12 protein-coding genes and 1 riboswitch are annotated in these 14,792 nt (G+C 55.4%); of the genes, 3 read left to right on the top strand and 9 right to left on the bottom strand.

Annotation, left to right across the window (positions count from 1 at the left end; all coding sequences use genetic code 11):
* The first annotated feature begins 66 nt into the window (after positions 1 to 66).
* The gene (locus CRO19_RS05550; RefSeq protein WP_097094957.1) at positions 67 to 831 is read left to right on the top strand and encodes a DedA family protein; all 765 of its coding nucleotides are present in this window, start codon (positions 67 to 69) and stop codon (positions 829 to 831) included.
* Here the strand turns inward: CRO19_RS05550 and thiQ are convergent.
* The 4 genes from thiQ to sgrR all read right to left on the bottom strand — a co-directional run bounded on the left by thiQ (position 828) and on the right by sgrR (position 5,999).
* Positions 828 to 1,529 (bottom strand): thiamine ABC transporter ATP-binding protein ThiQ, encoded by a 702-nt coding sequence (gene thiQ, locus CRO19_RS05545; RefSeq protein WP_097094956.1) that lies wholly within the window; start codon positions 1,527 to 1,529, stop codon positions 828 to 830. The two genes, CRO19_RS05550 and thiQ, sit on opposite strands and share 4 nt — an antisense overlap.
* Positions 1,513 to 3,099 carry a thiamine/thiamine pyrophosphate ABC transporter permease ThiP gene (thiP, locus tag CRO19_RS05540; protein WP_097094955.1) on the bottom strand — a complete coding sequence of 529 codons (1,587 nt, stop codon included), beginning with the start codon at positions 3,097 to 3,099 and terminating at the stop codon, positions 1,513 to 1,515. Before thiP ends, thiQ begins: the two co-directional genes overlap by 17 nt.
* Positions 3,099 to 4,085: a thiamine ABC transporter substrate binding subunit gene (gene thiB / locus CRO19_RS05535; RefSeq protein ID WP_097094954.1), complete on the bottom strand. Its 987-nt coding sequence runs from the start codon at positions 4,083 to 4,085 to the stop codon at positions 3,099 to 3,101. The genes thiP and thiB overlap by 1 nt, the downstream gene beginning before the upstream one ends.
* Before the next feature lie 47 nt (positions 4,086 to 4,132).
* Positions 4,133 to 4,225, bottom strand: a riboswitch (TPP riboswitch).
* A gap of 112 nt (positions 4,226 to 4,337) precedes the next feature.
* On the bottom strand, positions 4,338 to 5,999 hold the full coding sequence (gene sgrR / locus CRO19_RS05530; protein ID WP_097094953.1) for an HTH-type transcriptional regulator SgrR: 1,662 nt from the start codon (positions 5,997 to 5,999) through the stop codon (positions 4,338 to 4,340).
* A gap of 255 nt (positions 6,000 to 6,254) precedes the next feature.
* Here sgrR and CRO19_RS05525 point away from each other — a divergent pair, with 255 nt between their 5' ends.
* Positions 6,255 to 7,442: an MFS transporter gene (locus CRO19_RS05525; RefSeq protein ID WP_097094952.1), complete on the top strand. Its 1,188-nt coding sequence runs from the start codon at positions 6,255 to 6,257 to the stop codon at positions 7,440 to 7,442.
* A gap of 35 nt (positions 7,443 to 7,477) precedes the next feature.
* Here CRO19_RS05525 and leuD read toward each other — a convergent pair whose 3' ends face one another.
* The 5 genes from leuD to leuL form a co-directional block, all read right to left on the bottom strand.
* Positions 7,478 to 8,083 (bottom strand): 3-isopropylmalate dehydratase small subunit, encoded by a 606-nt coding sequence (gene leuD, locus CRO19_RS05520; RefSeq protein WP_097094951.1) that lies wholly within the window; start codon positions 8,081 to 8,083, stop codon positions 7,478 to 7,480.
* Between the two features lie 3 nt (positions 8,084 to 8,086).
* Entirely contained in the window at positions 8,087 to 9,493 is a 1,407-nt protein-coding gene (gene leuC, locus CRO19_RS05515) for a 3-isopropylmalate dehydratase large subunit (protein WP_097094950.1), read from the bottom strand.
* A gap of 4 nt (positions 9,494 to 9,497) precedes the next feature.
* Positions 9,498 to 10,589: a 3-isopropylmalate dehydrogenase gene (gene leuB / locus CRO19_RS05510; RefSeq protein WP_007885003.1), complete on the bottom strand. Its 1,092-nt coding sequence runs from the start codon at positions 10,587 to 10,589 to the stop codon at positions 9,498 to 9,500.
* A 2-nt stretch (positions 10,590 to 10,591) separates the two neighbouring features.
* Positions 10,592 to 12,154: a 2-isopropylmalate synthase gene (gene leuA / locus CRO19_RS05505; RefSeq protein WP_097094949.1), complete on the bottom strand. Its 1,563-nt coding sequence runs from the start codon at positions 12,152 to 12,154 to the stop codon at positions 10,592 to 10,594.
* Positions 12,155 to 12,247: 93 nt separating this feature from the next.
* Positions 12,248 to 12,331 (bottom strand): leu operon leader peptide, encoded by an 84-nt coding sequence (gene leuL / locus CRO19_RS26430; protein ID WP_099686952.1) that lies wholly within the window; start codon positions 12,329 to 12,331, stop codon positions 12,248 to 12,250.
* Between the two features lie 734 nt (positions 12,332 to 13,065).
* On the opposite strand from leuL, the gene ilvI reads away from it, so the two are divergent.
* Positions 13,066 to 14,790 (top strand): acetolactate synthase 3 large subunit, encoded by a 1,725-nt coding sequence (gene ilvI, locus CRO19_RS05500; RefSeq protein WP_097094948.1) that lies wholly within the window; start codon positions 13,066 to 13,068, stop codon positions 14,788 to 14,790.
* Positions 14,791 to 14,792 lie beyond the last annotated feature (2 nt).

Genomic DNA, 14,792 nt, shown 5'->3' with positions numbered 1-14,792 from the left:
TTCTTGCCTTGACGCTGGCGCACGCGCTCTGGACAATCCAGCCTCTATATTCCGCAGAGGATATTTATGGAAGCCTGGATTCAACACCTGTTTTCGCAATCGCTGGAGTACGCGCTGATCGCCGTAGCGCTGGTGACCTTTCTTGAGTCGCTGGCCTTCGTGGGATTGCTGTTGCCGGGCACGGTATTAATGGCCAGCCTTGGGGCACTGGTTGGCAGTGGACAAATTGGTCTTTACCCCGCGTGGGCGGCCGGATTCGTGGGTTGTTTAATCGGCGACTGGGTCTCTTACGGCATCGGCTGGAAGTTCCAGGGGCCGCTGCATCGCTGGAAATATCTGAAAAAGTACAAGGGATTGCTGGATAAAACTGAGCATGCGCTGCATGAACACAGCATGTTCACAATTTTGGTGGGGCGCTTTGTGGGGCCGACGCGCCCGCTGATTCCGCTGGCAGCTGGCATGCTGGAGTTGCCGGTGCGCAAGTTTCTGCCGCCTAATATCATCGGCTGCATTCTTTGGCCGCCCGCCTACTTGATGCCGGGCATTTTAGCGGGCGTGGCGATTGATGTACCGCAGGCCGCGCAGGGCGGCAGCTTTAAATGGCTGCTGTTGCTGGTGGCGCTGCTGGTATGGATCGGTGGCTGGCTACTGTGGCGCTGGTGGCGCAGCGGGAAAACCGTCGATTGGGCAACGAAGTATCTGCCGACTGCACGTCTGCGCTGGCTGGCACCTTTAGCGGCGGCGATTGGAGTGGGCGCGTTTATCGCGATCCAGTTCCATCCGATGATGCCGATCTTCCGCCAGCTGCTGTGGAAAGTCTTCTTCGCTTAACGCGCTTGCACGCCAAGGATGGCGGCTGCCTCACTTTCGCCTCGCATCAAACTCTCCGTGCTGCCATCCCAGTAGATGCGCCCATCGACAATCACCAAACTGCGCGGCGCAATCTGCTGGGCATCTTCCAGGCTGTGCGACACCATGAGCAGCGTGATATTGCGCGTTTCGCACACCGAACGCACCAGCTGTAACATTTCGCCGCGCAGCGCCGGATCGAGCGCCGAAAACGGCTCATCCAGTAGCAAAATAGGCTGATTGCGTAGCAGGCAACGCGCCAGCGCCACGCGCTGGCGCTGGCCACCCGAAAGTTGGCCCGGCAAGCGCGTCAGCATCTCCTGCAAGCCGGTTTGTTCGGCAATGTCAATGACTTGCTGCTGCTGCGCGCGCGTGAGTTTCAAGCCAGGATGTAAACCCAGCGCCATGTTTTGCTGCACCGTCAGGTGCGGAAAGAGGTTGTTCTCCTGGAATAGCATCGAAACAGGCCGCGCCGATGGCACGCTCTGAGTATGATCAACGCCGTTCATCACCAGCGAACCCTGGTTTACCGCTAAAAAGCCGCCAAGCAAACTCAGCAAGGTGCTTTTCCCTGCGCCGCTCGGGCCAAGGATCGCCAGGCGTTCACCGGCCTGTGCCGCGAAAGTGAAGCGCATCGGCAGATGCTGATAAAGGTAAATGAGGTTATTCAGTGTCAGCATGGCGGCCCGGTAATTTTTCCATCAGCGTAAAGAGGAGCAAGCAGAGTAGTAGTAGCAGCAGTGCGGTGACGGCACCGTCCGCGCCACGATAGGCACCGATCTGCTGGAACAGGTAGAAGGGCAGCGTGCGGAAATCGGCGCTGCCAAACAGCGCGACCACGCCGAAATCGCCGATCGACAGCACGCAGGCAAATGCCAGCGCCTGCGCAATTGGACGTTTCAGCGCGCGCAGCTCAATCAGCCGCAGGCGGTTAAAACCTGAGATGCCAAGTGAAGAGCAGAGCTGGCCGTAACGGGCGCTGATATCGCGCATCGGGTTCTCCAGCACTTTCATCGCGTAGGGAATGGCGATCAGCGCGTTAGTGAAAATCACCAAACCATCGGCGCGCTGCGGCAGGCCAACGGTGGCATTAAACAGCAGGAAAAAACCGCTCGCCAGCACAATGCCCGGCATCGCCAGAATCAGCATGCCGCTGAGTTCCATGGCCTGAGCGGAAAACATGCGCTGGCGCTGACGCAGTTCGCGGCTGCTCCACAGTAGCATCATGGTCAGCACCACGCACAGCACGCCGGCACCGAGAGCGATGCGCAGTGAAGTCAATGTGGCTTGCCATAGCGCGGATTGTTGCAGCGCACCGGCCACGCCACCGCGCAGGCCATCCACCACGACCGCAGCCAGTGGTGGTAGCAACAGGAGTAATGCTGACATGATGAGCAGTGTGTCGCCAACGCGCGCAGGCCATGAGTCCTGCGGATCGCGCCAGCCGCGAATGTTCTGGCTGCCGGTAGGAATGGCTTTGCTAAAGCGCTGGCTAAGCAGTACCAGCAGTAAACAGCAGCCGAGCTGTAACAGCGCCAGCAGCGCCGCGCGCGCCGGATCGTAATCAAAATTCAGCGCCTGATAGATCGCCAGTTCCAGCGTGGTAGCCTGCGGCCCGCCGCCCAGCGCCAGCACGGTGGCAAAGCTGGCAAAGCACAGCATAAAGATTAGCGCGGCAGTCGGCAGAATCTGGCGGCGCAGCCACGGCCACTCCAGCAGACGAAACAGATTCCAGCCGCGCAGGCCGAGCTGCGCGGCCAATTGCCGCTGCTCGCCGGGAATGTTCTCCAGCGCCTGCAGCAGCAGACGCGTTGCCAGCGGCAAATTAAAGAAGACGTGCGCCAGCAAAATGCCCTGCAGGCCGTACGGCGAAAAGTGGTAGTCAAAGCCGATGGCCGCGCACCATTGCGCCAGCCAGCCGCTGCGGCCATACACGCTCAGCAGGCCGAATACCGCCACCAGCACCGGCAGCACTAGTGTCATGGCGCATAGGCGCAGCAGCAGCGTGCGGCCAGGAAAACGGCGGCGATAGAGCGCGCGTGCCAGCAGGATAGCAGGCAGTACCGACAGCAGCGCCGAAAGTAGCGCCTGTTCAAAGGAAAACGCCAGCACATGATGCAGATAGCTGTCATCAAGCAACGCGCGCCAGTCAGTAGCCGGTGCGACCATCACCAGCGCACCAAAGGCCAACAGCGCCACCGCGCACAGCAACAGCGCGGTGATGCTGCCTGGAATTAACCAACCGGGCATTAGCGGCTAACTGCGCGTTGCCAGGCGCTAATCCACGCGGCGCGATGATCGGCTACTTCCGCTGGCGTGAATTGCAGGGCTTTATTTGGCACCTGCAACGCGTGATAACCCGCTGGCAAATCGCTTTTGATCACCGGGTACATCCAGTTACCGCTGGGAATGGTCTGCTGGAAGGCTGGAGAAACCATAAACTGCATGAACTGCTGCGCCAGCTTTGGCTGCTTGCTGCTGGCGAGCTGCGCGGCAACCTCCACCTGCAAATAGTGGCCTTCGCTAAATTCGGCCGCGGCGTAGTTCTCTTTCTTCTCTTCGATGATGTGGTAGGCCGGAGAGGTGGTGTAGCTCAACACCAGATCGCCTTCGCCTTTCAGGAACAGACCGTAAGCTTCGCTCCAGCCTTTGGTGACGGTGACGGTTTTTTGCGCCAGCTTCTGCCAGGCATCTGGCGCGTTATCGCCATAGACCTTCTGCATCCACAGCAGCAGACCAAGGCCAGGCGTGCTGGTGCGCGGATCTTCATAAATCACGCGCCATTTCTCCGGGCTCTCGACCAGTTCTTTCAGGCTTTTGGGCGGGTTCTTCAGCTTGTTTTTATCGTAGACGAAGGCGAAGTAGCCATAATCGAATGGGATGAAAGTCTCGTTGTGCCAACCATCCGGCAGCTGCAAAGCCTGGGTATCGACGCTGCTTTTGGCAAACAGGCCGGTTTTCTCTGCCGCCTGCACCAGATTGTTATCGAGGCCCAGCACCACATCGGCTTTGCTGTTTTTGCCTTCCATACGCACGCGATTAAGCAGCGATACGCCATCTTCCAGCGCCACGTAATTCAGCTCGCAACCGCACTGCGCTTCAAAGGCTTTTTTTACCGCCGGACCGGGGCCCCAATCGGCAGAGAATGAATCGTAGGTGTAAACGGTCAGAACCGGTTTGGCAGCCAAAGCCGGTGCAGCAACCAACAGCATCACAGGCAGAACTTTGTTTAACACTTTGCGCTCCTTGAGGAGAAGATAAGGTTGAGTCGCAAAGGATCTGAGGAGTGAGGCATCTCAAATCCCTACGCCGGTATTAGCCGGATCAGGTTCGACGGGTCTATCTCAGCCAAATTAAGGCACCCCGTTGAGAACGGCACATTCTAGACATTTAAATGACAGCGCGAAAGGATCACCGGTTGGAAGTCTGGTGCCACGCTTCCCGGTGCGCATGAATGCGCACCCTACAAAACGGCGCTGGCGACCTTTTCACAACTCCGGCGGTGCAAACCAGGCGGATTTGAAGTCAAACCAGCCGAGGGTATTCAGCCGCACGCCGCGCATGCTGCGTTGACCTTCCAGCAGCAGCCAGTGGTGGAACAGCGGGTGCAAATAATCGCTATCAATTAACTGCTTGCTCCATTCTGCCAGCGCTAAATCTTTCTGACGCCAGCGCGCTGCGTCGGCTTGCCAGTCAATCGGAATGCAGTGATGCATCAGCGGCAGTTCATACAGCTGAGCAAACAGCGCATACTCGAGCGGCAGGGTAAAGTTGACGCTGCCGAGCCAGATATCACTCTCGCCCGCGCCCTCAAACCACGCTTCATAACTCACCTCACGCGTAATCAACTCGACGCCTTGCAGCGCCAGCAGCGGACGCAGCGCGTTAGCGATACCCTCATGCTCAACGTGATGGCTGTACCAGCTGAGGGTTAATTGTGTGAGTCCTTCCGGCTTGTCGGCAGGCGTGAGGTCGCGGCGATGATGCCAGCGCGGCAACAGGCCATACGCCGGAAACCAGTAGCGCTGATAACCTACACCCGCATGGTTAAGCAGGGCGATAGGATTGAACAGATAGCTCACCCAGCGGCGAAAATGGGCATTTTGTCCCCGCTCAGAACGCTGATCGAAAAGGAGGAAATAACAGCCTTCTTCCAGACGACTCTCTTCTGATTTCTCATCAGCGGTTTCGCCCTGCAGTTTTACCCCAGCGTACACTAGCTCATCGCTGATCTCGGGTAGTACCCAAATCGACACATCATCAATCAAGGCACGATAGCCAAAGTAATCATCGAAGGCGGCGATTTTTAGCTGCGTTTGCTGGTTACGCACCACGCTGTACGGCCCGGTACCAATCGGCTGACGGGCAAAATGACGTAGCGTGGGCCATTCGCGCGGCAGAATCATTGCGCTAACGCTCGCCAGCAGCCAGGGCAACCAGTCATCCGGCTGGCTCAAATAGATATCCAGCGTCCAGGGGGCGGGCGAATGCAGCTTTTCGATATGGGAAAACAGCGGCTGGCTGCGCACGCGCTCCAGCGAGGTAATGATATCCTCCATTTCCAGTTCGCGGCCATGATGAAAGCGAATCGCCGGGCGCAGGAAAAAGCGCCAGTGCAGGGGTGAGGTTTGCTGCCAATGGTGCGCGATATCGGGTTCGATTTCCCCCTTTTCCTCATTTATGCGCATCAGGCCATTGAAGATTTGCCGTGCCAGGTGAGTTTCTGAGCGGCGTAGCGGTGAACCGGGCAACAGATTGGGCAACGGGCGATAATAGAGCACACGCAGGATATGCTTGCCCTGGCGGAAGCTGCGGCCTAAATGTGCCGCGATCATCTGGCGCACCTGATTTTTGTCGCCGACCAACTGCACCAGCTGCTCAATGCGATCCTGCTCCAGCAGATCCTCGGCACGCTGCTGCTGCAGCGCTAAACCGGTGTAACAGAAACTCAGCGTCGAACGCTTGCCACGCCCCGCTTCCGCCTGCCAAATCAGCCAGCCTTCATGCTGCATGGCGTTAAGCAGATTACGCATATGGCGGCGTGAGCAATGCAGCAGATCGGCCAGATCGCTTAACGTAGTTTCCTGATCCTGCCCCTGACAGCTTTGCCATAAGCGGATAAATTGCTGTTGCAGACGTGAAGAGGACATAAAAGGGGAACTCCTTCTCAGAATCGCTCAGTTTTTCCTGCCTCATATTAGAGGCATACTGCCCGGCAATGGAAGAGCGGGAGGCATTCAGCAATGAATGGCGCTCTGCCAGCGGTTCCGCCGACGTGGAACCTCTTTCTGAGTAGGGTGCATTTTCACCGCCAGCAGCGCTTTATCTGCTGGCTTTTTTCGTTTTGCTGTAGAATCTTCTACCCTCATTTCTCTACCTGTTTTTTTCCGCAAAGGGATTTCGGCATGAAATCGCTGTTAACGCGTCAACGTCGCATCAATCCGGTCTATCTCTCGTTTATGGCGGTGTCATTTATGACCGGCGTCGCCGGTGCGCTGCAGGCACCGACGTTAAGTCTGTTTCTGACGCGTGAAGTGCAGGTGAGCCCGTTTTGGGTTGGCTTGTTTTTTACCATCAATGCGATAGCGGGGATTGCCATCAGCCTGCTCATGGCCAAGCGCTCTGATAATCGGGGCGATCGTCGCAACCTGATTCTATTCTGCTGTCTGATGGCGACGCTTAATGCGCTGCTATTTGCCTTCAATCGCCACTATTTAACCCTTGTCACGCTGGGCGTGTTCTTATCTGCACTTGCCAGCGTTTCCATTCCGCAGGTGTTTGCGCTCGCGCGTGAATATGCCGATCAGTCAGCGCGTGAAGTGGTGATGTTCAGCTCGGTGATGCGCGCGCAGCTGTCGCTGGCGTGGGTGATCGGCCCGCCCTTGTCGTTTGCACTGGCACTTAATTACGGCTTTGTGACGCTGTTTTGCGTCGCGGCGGGGATTTTTCTGCTGAGCATGCTACTGATCTGGCGCACCTTGCCGTCGGTGCCACGCGTGGTGGCTTCACCCGAAGAAGTGTTAACGCAGCTGAGCCCGTGGAAAGAGAGTCAGGTGCGGCTGCTGTTTATCGCTTCGGTGACTATGTGGACATGCAACACCATGTATATCATTGATATGCCGCTGTATATCAGTACCACGCTTGGCCTGCCGGAGAAGCTAGCAGGGTTACTGATGGGCACCGCCGCCGGGCTGGAAATTCCGATCATGCTGGTGGCCGGGCATTACGCGCGTCGTATCGGCAAACGGATGCTGATGTTGCTGGCACTGGTGGCAGCGATTGTATTTTATCTCGGTTTGGTGATGTTCCAGACGCGCACTGCGCTAATGGTGCTGCAGCTATTCAACGCGGCATTTATCGGCATCATCGCCGGGATTGGCATGCTGTGGTTCCAGGATTTAATGCCGGGGCGTGCGGGTGCGGCAACCACCTTGTTTACCACGTCGATTTCCACCGGCATGATTATTGCGGGCATCATCCAGGGCACCATGAGCGAGCGCTTTGGTCACGAGTCGGTTTACTGGCTGGCGTTGGGGTTAGCGGTGCTGGCGCTGGCATTAGCGTCGCGCGTGCGAGATGTGGTGGAGAGTTAGAAAAGAGAAGGGCGACATCAGTCGCCCTTATTACCTTAGCGTAAGAACGCGGGCTGATTGGTTTCGTAGCTGGAGATCGACGCTTCGTGCTGCAGCGTCAGGCCAATGCTATCAAGGCCGTTGATCATGCAGTGACGGCGGAAGCTGTCGATTTCGAAGCTGTAGGTTTTATCGCCTGCGGTTACCGTTTGCGCTTCCAGATCTACCGTAAAAGTGATGCCCGGCTGTGCGGCGACCAGTTTGAACATCTCATCCACTTCTTCATCGCTCAGCTTCACCGGCAGCAGCTGGTTGTTGAAACTGTTGCCATAGAAGATGTCGGCGAAACTTGGCGCAATCACCACATGGAAACCGAAGTCGGTCAGCGCCCAGGGCGCATGCTCACGCGACGATCCGCAACCGAAATTCTCACGCGCCAGCAAAATGCTGGTGCCTTTGAATTCTGGCTTGTTCAGCACGAAGCTGGCGGTGGGTTGGGTACCTGCATCGTCATCAAAACGCCAGTCGTGGAACAGGTGCGCGCCAAAACCGGTGCGCGTCACTTTCTGCAAGAACTGCTTCGGAATGATGGCATCAGTATCGACGTTGGCCGCATCCAATGGCGCCACAATCCCGGTGTGTTGAGTAAATTTGTTCGCCATGGTTTAAGCTCCCTGAGTCAATTCACGAATGTCGGCAAAGCGACCGGTTACGGCAGCCGCCGCAGCCATCGCCGGGCTTACCAGGTGAGTGCGTCCACCGCGGCCCTGACGACCTTCAAAGTTGCGGTTGCTGGTTGATGCGCAGCGCTCACCCGGATTCAGGCGGTCGTTGTTCATTGCCAGACACATAGAGCATCCCGGCAAACGCCATTCAAAACCGGCTTCGAGGAAGATTTTATCCAGGCCTTCGGCTTCGGCTTGGGCCTTCACCGGACCTGAGCCCGGCACCACCATTGCTACAACGCCTGGTGCCACTTTGCGACCTTTAGCAATCGCGGCCGCCGCGCGCAGATCTTCAATACGTGAGTTAGTGCAGGAGCCGATAAACACTTTATCGATCGCTACGTCGGTCAGTTTGATACCAGGTTGCAGATCCATATAAGCCAGTGCTTTCTCTGCGGAGGCGCGCTCCACCGGATCGGCAAAGGATTGTGGATTCGGGATGGCTTGATCCACCGCCATCACCTGGCCTGGATTGGTGCCCCAGGTGACCTGCGGTGCGATATCTTCCGCATGCAGGGTAACGATAGTATCGAATGTGGCACCTTCATCGGATTTCAGCGTGCGCCAGTAAGCCACCGCTTGATCCCACTGTTCGCCTTTTGGTGCGAACTGCTTGTCTTGCAGGTAATTGAACGTGGTGTCATCCGGCGCGACCAGACCCGCTTTGGCACCCATTTCAATCGCCATGTTACACAGCGTCATGCGGCCTTCCATGCTCAGCGCTTCGATCGCGGGGCCACAGAATTCAACGACGTGACCGGTACCACCGGCGCTGCCGGTTTTGCCAATGATCGCCAACACGATATCTTTGGCGGTAATGCCCGGTGCAGCCTTGCCCAGCACTTCAATTTTCATGGTTTTCGCGCGACCCTGTTTCAGGGTTTGCGTGGCGAAGACATGCTCAACTTCCGAGGTGCCGATCCCGAACGCCAGCGAACCGAACGCACCGTGGGTGGCGGTGTGAGAGTCGCCGCAGACGATGGTCATGCCCGGCAGCGTCATGCCTTGTTCTGGCCCAATGACGTGCACAATGCCCTGGAACGGGTGATTCAGGTCATACAGCTGAATGCCGAACTCAGCACAGTTCTTAATCAGCTCTTGCATCTGAATACGCGCCATTTCGCCAGACGCATTGATATCTTTGGTCTGAGTGGAAACGTTGTGATCCATGGTGGCGAAGGTTTTCGACGGCTGGCGCACTTTGCGGCCGTGCGCGCGCAGACCATCAAAGGCCTGCGGTGACGTTACTTCATGAATCAGATGACGATCGATATACAGTAACGGGGTTTCTTTAGGCGCTTCGTGGACGACATGTGCATCAAATAACTTCTGGTATAAGTTTTTCATTTTATTATTTTTCCTCGGCGATAAACCCGGCAATGATGCTGCCCATCTCATCGGTGCTCACGGCTTTGCCGTCACCGGCCAAATCACGGGTGCGATAACCCGCTTCCAACGCGCGGCTCACGGCGCGTTCAATGCTAGCAGCGGCGTCATCCGCATTCAGGCTATAACGCAGCAGCAGCGACAGCGACAGAATCTGCGCAATCGGGTTGGCGATGTTCTGACCGGCGATATCCGGTGCGGAGCCGCCTGCGGGTTCAAACAGGCCGAAACCCTCTTCATTCAGGCTGGCGGAAGGCAGCAAGCCCATGGAACCGGTGATCATCGCGCATTCGTCAGACAGGATGTCACCGAACAGGTTAGAACAGAGCAGCACGTCAAACTGTGAGGGATCTTTAATCAGCTGCATGGTGGCGTTATCGATGTACATATGGCTCAACTGCACATCCGGGTAATCTTTTGCCACTTCGTTGACAATCTCGCGCCACATGACTGACGTCTGCAACACGTTGGCTTTATCGATAGAGGTGACGATGTTGCGACGTTTGCGGGCAGATTCAAAGGCGATGCGGGCAATGCGCTCAATTTCGAAACGGTGATACACCTCGGTATCGAAAGCGCGCTCGTGCGGACCGCTGCCTTCGCGGCCTTTCGGTTGGCCAAAATAGATGCCGCCGGTCAGTTCACGCACGCACAGGATATCGAAACCGCGCTCGGCGATATCGCTGCGCAGCGGACAGAAGGCTTCAAGACCTTTATACAGCGCAGCCGGACGCAGGTTGCTGAACAGCTTGAAGTGCTTCCGCAGCGGCAGCAACGCGCCGCGCTCTGGCTGCTGGGCAGGCGGCAGATGCTCCCATTTGGGCCCACCTACTGAGCCGAACAGAATCGCATCGGCTTGTTCTGCGCCAGCAACGGTAGCCGGTGGCAGCGGTTCGCCGTGACGATCGATGGCGATACCGCCAACATCATATTCGCTGGTGGTGATACGCATATCGAAACGCGTACGAATGGCATCGAGAACTTTCATGGCCTGCGCCATCACTTCCGGACCAATTCCGTCGCCTGGCAATACCGCGATATGAGAAGACTTAGACATAGTTACACCGTTTCCTTCTGATCTTTAAATTTACGCTGCAATTCTTTTTCCACCTGCTTAGCACGCCAAATGTTGTTCAACGCGTTCACCATCGCTTTAGCAGAGGATTCGACGATATCGGTCGCCAGACCCACGCCGTGGAATTTACGACCGTTGTAATTGACCACGATATCAACCTGACCCAGCGCGTTCTCGCCGTGGCCTTTCGCGGTCAACTTGTAATTCATCAGTTCGGCTTCAAAGCCGGTGATGCGGTTGATGGCTTGATAAACCGCATCCACTGGGCCATTACCGGTGGCGGCATCCGACTTCGTCTCTTCACCGCAGCCCAATTGCACAGATGCGGTAGCGGTAACGCTGGAGCCGGTCTGCACGTTGAATTCGTTCAGCTGGAAATACTCTGGCTCTTCGTTCTGTTTGTTAATGAAGGCTAAGGCTTCCAGATCGTAATCAAAGACCTGACCTTTCTTATCAGCCAGCTTCAGGAAGGCGTCATATAAGGTATCCAGATTGTAATCAGACTCTTTGTAGCCCATCTCTTCCATGCGGTGTTTTACCGCAGCACGACCAGATCGTGAGGTCAGATTCAGCTGGATTTTATGCAGGCCGATAGATTCTGGCGTCAGGATTTCGTAGTTTTCACGATTCTTCAGCACGCCATCCTGATGAATGCCCGAGGAGTGGGCGAAGGCGTTGGAGCCGACCACCGCTTTGTTAGCGGGAATTGGCATGTTGCAGATTTGGCTAACGGTTTGGCTGGTGCGGTAGATTTCCTGATGATTGATGTTGGTGTGCACATTCATGATCTGCTGACGGGTTTTAATCGCCATAATCACTTCTTCCAGCGCGCAGTTACCGGCGCGCTCACCCAGACCATTTAAGGTTCCTTCAACCTGACGTGCACCTGCTAACACTGCGGCGATAGCATTGCCGGTCGCCATACCCAAATCGTCATGGGTATGAACAGACAGGATGGCTTTATCGATGTTCGGCACGCGTGCTACCAATTGGCCGATGATGTTGGCGTATTCGCCAGGTAAGGTGTAGCCCACGGTATCCGGAATGTTGATAGTGGTTGCACCGGCATGAATAGCGGCTTCAACCATGCGGCACAGATCGTCGATTGGCGTACGGCCGCCATCTTCACACGAGAACTCAACGTCGTCGGTATAGTTGCGGGCGCGTTTAATCATGTGTACTGCGCGTTCAATCACTTCTGGCAATGTGCTGCGCAATTTGGTGGCGATGTGCATCGGCGAAGTGGCGATGAAGGTGTGAATACGGAACGCTTCAGCAACACGCAATGATTCATATGCGGCGTCAATGTCCTTCTCAACGCAGCGTGCCAGTCCGCAGACACGGCTGTTTTTAATGGTACGAGCGATGGTTTGTACGGATTCGAAATCACCTGGGGAGGAAACGGGGAAGCCCACTTCCATCACATCCACGCCCATACGTTCCAACGCCAGAGCGATCTGCAGTTTTTCTTTAACACTCAGGCTAGCCTGTAAAGCCTGTTCGCCGTCACGCAGAGTGGTATCGAAAATAATAACTTGCTGGCTCATCGTAATCTTCCTTTTGCATTAACTTTGCCGGTGCTACGAGCATAAAAAAACCCGCGCATTGGCGCGGGTTTCTTAAACTTCTGCAGGTTCGAATCAGTTATTGATTCCGCCCACGAGTCTACCGCGCAAACTGGATGCGTTTAGTAGTAGACCGAGTAGGCGGAAAGAATGAAACATGACTCAAACCTCGTAAATTGTGTGCTGCACATATTGGTACTGGAATTGACGAGTGAAGTCAACCTCAAGTGCAAGGGTATTTTAGCGCAGTCAAAAGGGTGATGTGCTGCGATTTTTCGGCTGAGCAGAGCAATGCCATTAATTAGCGGCTGGATAAGCAGAGTCCGCAGCTTAAACAAACGTTTATAAAATAGAATTTATTTTAAATTGTTGTTATTTAACGTTTTAAATGATTGGGGCAAGATGTGGTAAAAACAGGACAAAGCTTGTTGTTTAGAGGAATATGATGTGAGCGAAGCATTTTCCAGTTAATCACGCCAGAAAGTAATTATCCCAAAAGATTGTGGCCTGAGTGGCCAGGTAATATGAAAATCATATTTCTTATATCACGCTGCAAATAATCTCCAATCCAGCATTTTCCTCTGAGGTTATGACAAAGCATTAGTTTAATCCTCGCAGGCGATAATCACGCATCAGTGCCTTTATTGCCGGATCGAACGTGAGGTGGCGTGCTGGCGTTTGCAGGCCGGGTTGTCTGCGGTTATGGTAATCGACCTACTCTCAGAAGAATTAACTCAAGTAGATTCCCTGTACCTGGAAGGCGGAAATGAACGCCGTCTTCTGAGCATAAACATAAGGTTTTGATCTTAATTGGTATGCGGGGGCCGGATATCAGTGGCGTGCGGGAAACGCGAACGTCAGTGGATTCAGTCCCTCAAGCCTGGAGGCAGAAAATGGAGATGTTGTCAGGAGCCGAAATGGTCGTCCGTTCGTTAATCGATCAGGGCGTTAAGCAGGTATTCGGCTATCCGGGCGGAGCGGTGCTCGATATTTACGATGCACTGCAAACGGTCGGTGGAATTGACCACGTATTGGTCCGTCATGAACAAGGCGCGGTGCACATGGCCGATGGCCTGGCGCGCGCCACCGGCGAAGTGGGCGTAGTGCTGGTAACTTCGGGTCCTGGCGCCACCAATGCCATTACCGGCATTGCAACCGCCTATATGGACTCTATCCCGATGGTGATTCTGTCGGGTCAGGTGCCTTCTTCGCTCATCGGCTACGATGCGTTCCAGGAGTGCGACATGGTCGGCATCTCCCGCCCGGTGGTGAAGCACAGCTTCCTGGTAAAAAGCACCGAAGAGATTCCAACCGTGCTGAAAAAGGCCTTCTGGCTGGCGGCGAGCGGTCGTCCGGGCCCGGTGGTTATCGATCTACCAAAAGATATCCTCAATCCGGCTAATAAATTGCCTTACGTCTGGCCGGAAACCGTGAGCATGCGCTCTTACAATCCAACGATTCAGGGCCATAAAGGCCAGATTAAGCGCGCACTGCAAACATTGCTGGCGGCGCATAAGCCGGTGATTTACGCGGGCGGCGGTGCGATTATGTCCGGCTGTGAAGCTGAGCTGCTGCAGCTGGCTGAGCAACTCAATATACCGGTAACCATGTCGCTGATGGGCTTGGGTGTATTCCCCGGCACACATCGTCAGAGCGTTGGCATGCTTGGTATGCACGGCACCTACGAAGCTAACATGACCATGCATAACGCTGACCTGATTTTCGGGATTGGCGTGCGTTTCGACGATCGCACCACCAACAACCTGGCGAAGTACTGCCCGAATGCCACCATCATGCATATCGACGTTGATCCAACCTCGATTTCAAAAACCGTCAGCGCAGATATTCCAATTGTCGGTGATGCGAAACAGACGCTGGCGCAAATGCTTGAACTGTTGGCACAAAGCGATGCGAAGCAGGAGCTTGATAGCCTGCGCGATTGGTGGCAAACCATTGAAGGCTGGCGCAGTCGTAAATGCCTGGAATTTGATCGCAGCAGCGACAAAATTAAACCGCAGGCGGTCATCGAAACCATCTGTCGTCTGACGAAAGGCGAAGCTTACGTCACCTCCGACGTGGGCCAGCATCAGATGTTCGCTGCGCTTTATTACCAATTCGACAAACCACGTCGTTGGATCAACTCCGGCGGCCTGGGCACCATGGGCTTCGGCCTGCCTGCTGCGCTGGGCGTGAAGATGGCGCTGCCGGATGAAACGGTTATTTGCGTGACCGGCGATGGCAGTATCCAGATGAACATTCAGGAACTCTCTACTGCGCTGCAGTACGATTTGCCGGTGCTGGTGCTGAACCTTAACAACGGCTTCCTCGGCATGGTTAAGCAGTGGCAGGACATGATTTACTCTGGTCGCCACTCTCAGTCTTACATGCAGTCGCTACCGGACTTCGTTCGTCTGGCGGAAGCGTACGGTCATGTGGGTATCGCGATTCATCATCCTGCTGAGCTGGAAGAGAAGCTGCAGCTGGCGCTGGATACATTGGCGAAAGGGCGTCTGGTGTTTGTTGATGTGAATATTGACGGCAGCGAGCACGTTTACCCGATGCAGATTCGCGGTGGTTCGATGGATGAGATGTGGTTGAGCAAAACGGAGAGGACTTAATT

It is taken from the genome of Candidatus Pantoea floridensis (assembly GCF_900215435.1).
Classification (GTDB): Bacteria; Pseudomonadota; Gammaproteobacteria; order Enterobacterales; family Enterobacteriaceae; genus Pantoea; species Pantoea floridensis.
This window is presented reverse-complemented; position numbering and strand designations above follow the sequence as displayed.

Excerpts from the sequence above, each read along its gene's own strand:
- CRO19_RS05550 (WP_097094957.1), top strand. The coding sequence starts at position 67 with ATGGAAGCCTGGATTCAACACCTGTTTTCGCAATCGCTGGAGTACGCG.
- thiQ (WP_097094956.1), bottom strand. The coding sequence starts at position 1,529 with ATGCTGACACTGAATAACCTCATTTACCTTTATCAGCATCTGCCGATG.
- thiP (WP_097094955.1), bottom strand. The coding sequence starts at position 3,099 with ATGCCCGGTTGGTTAATTCCAGGCAGCATCACCGCGCTGTTGCTGTGC.
- sgrR (WP_097094953.1), bottom strand. The coding sequence starts at position 5,999 with ATGTCCTCTTCACGTCTGCAACAGCAATTTATCCGCTTATGGCAAAGC.
- CRO19_RS05525 (WP_097094952.1), top strand. The coding sequence starts at position 6,255 with ATGAAATCGCTGTTAACGCGTCAACGTCGCATCAATCCGGTCTATCTC.
- leuD (WP_097094951.1), bottom strand. The coding sequence starts at position 8,083 with ATGGCGAACAAATTTACTCAACACACCGGGATTGTGGCGCCATTGGAT.
- leuC (WP_097094950.1), bottom strand. The coding sequence starts at position 9,493 with ATGAAAAACTTATACCAGAAGTTATTTGATGCACATGTCGTCCACGAA.
- leuB (WP_007885003.1), bottom strand. The coding sequence starts at position 10,589 with ATGTCTAAGTCTTCTCATATCGCGGTATTGCCAGGCGACGGAATTGGT.
- leuA (WP_097094949.1), bottom strand. The coding sequence starts at position 12,154 with ATGAGCCAGCAAGTTATTATTTTCGATACCACTCTGCGTGACGGCGAA.
- leuL (WP_099686952.1), bottom strand. The coding sequence starts at position 12,331 with ATGTTTCATTCTTTCCGCCTACTCGGTCTACTACTAAACGCATCCAGT.
- ilvI (WP_097094948.1), top strand. The coding sequence starts at position 13,066 with ATGGAGATGTTGTCAGGAGCCGAAATGGTCGTCCGTTCGTTAATCGAT.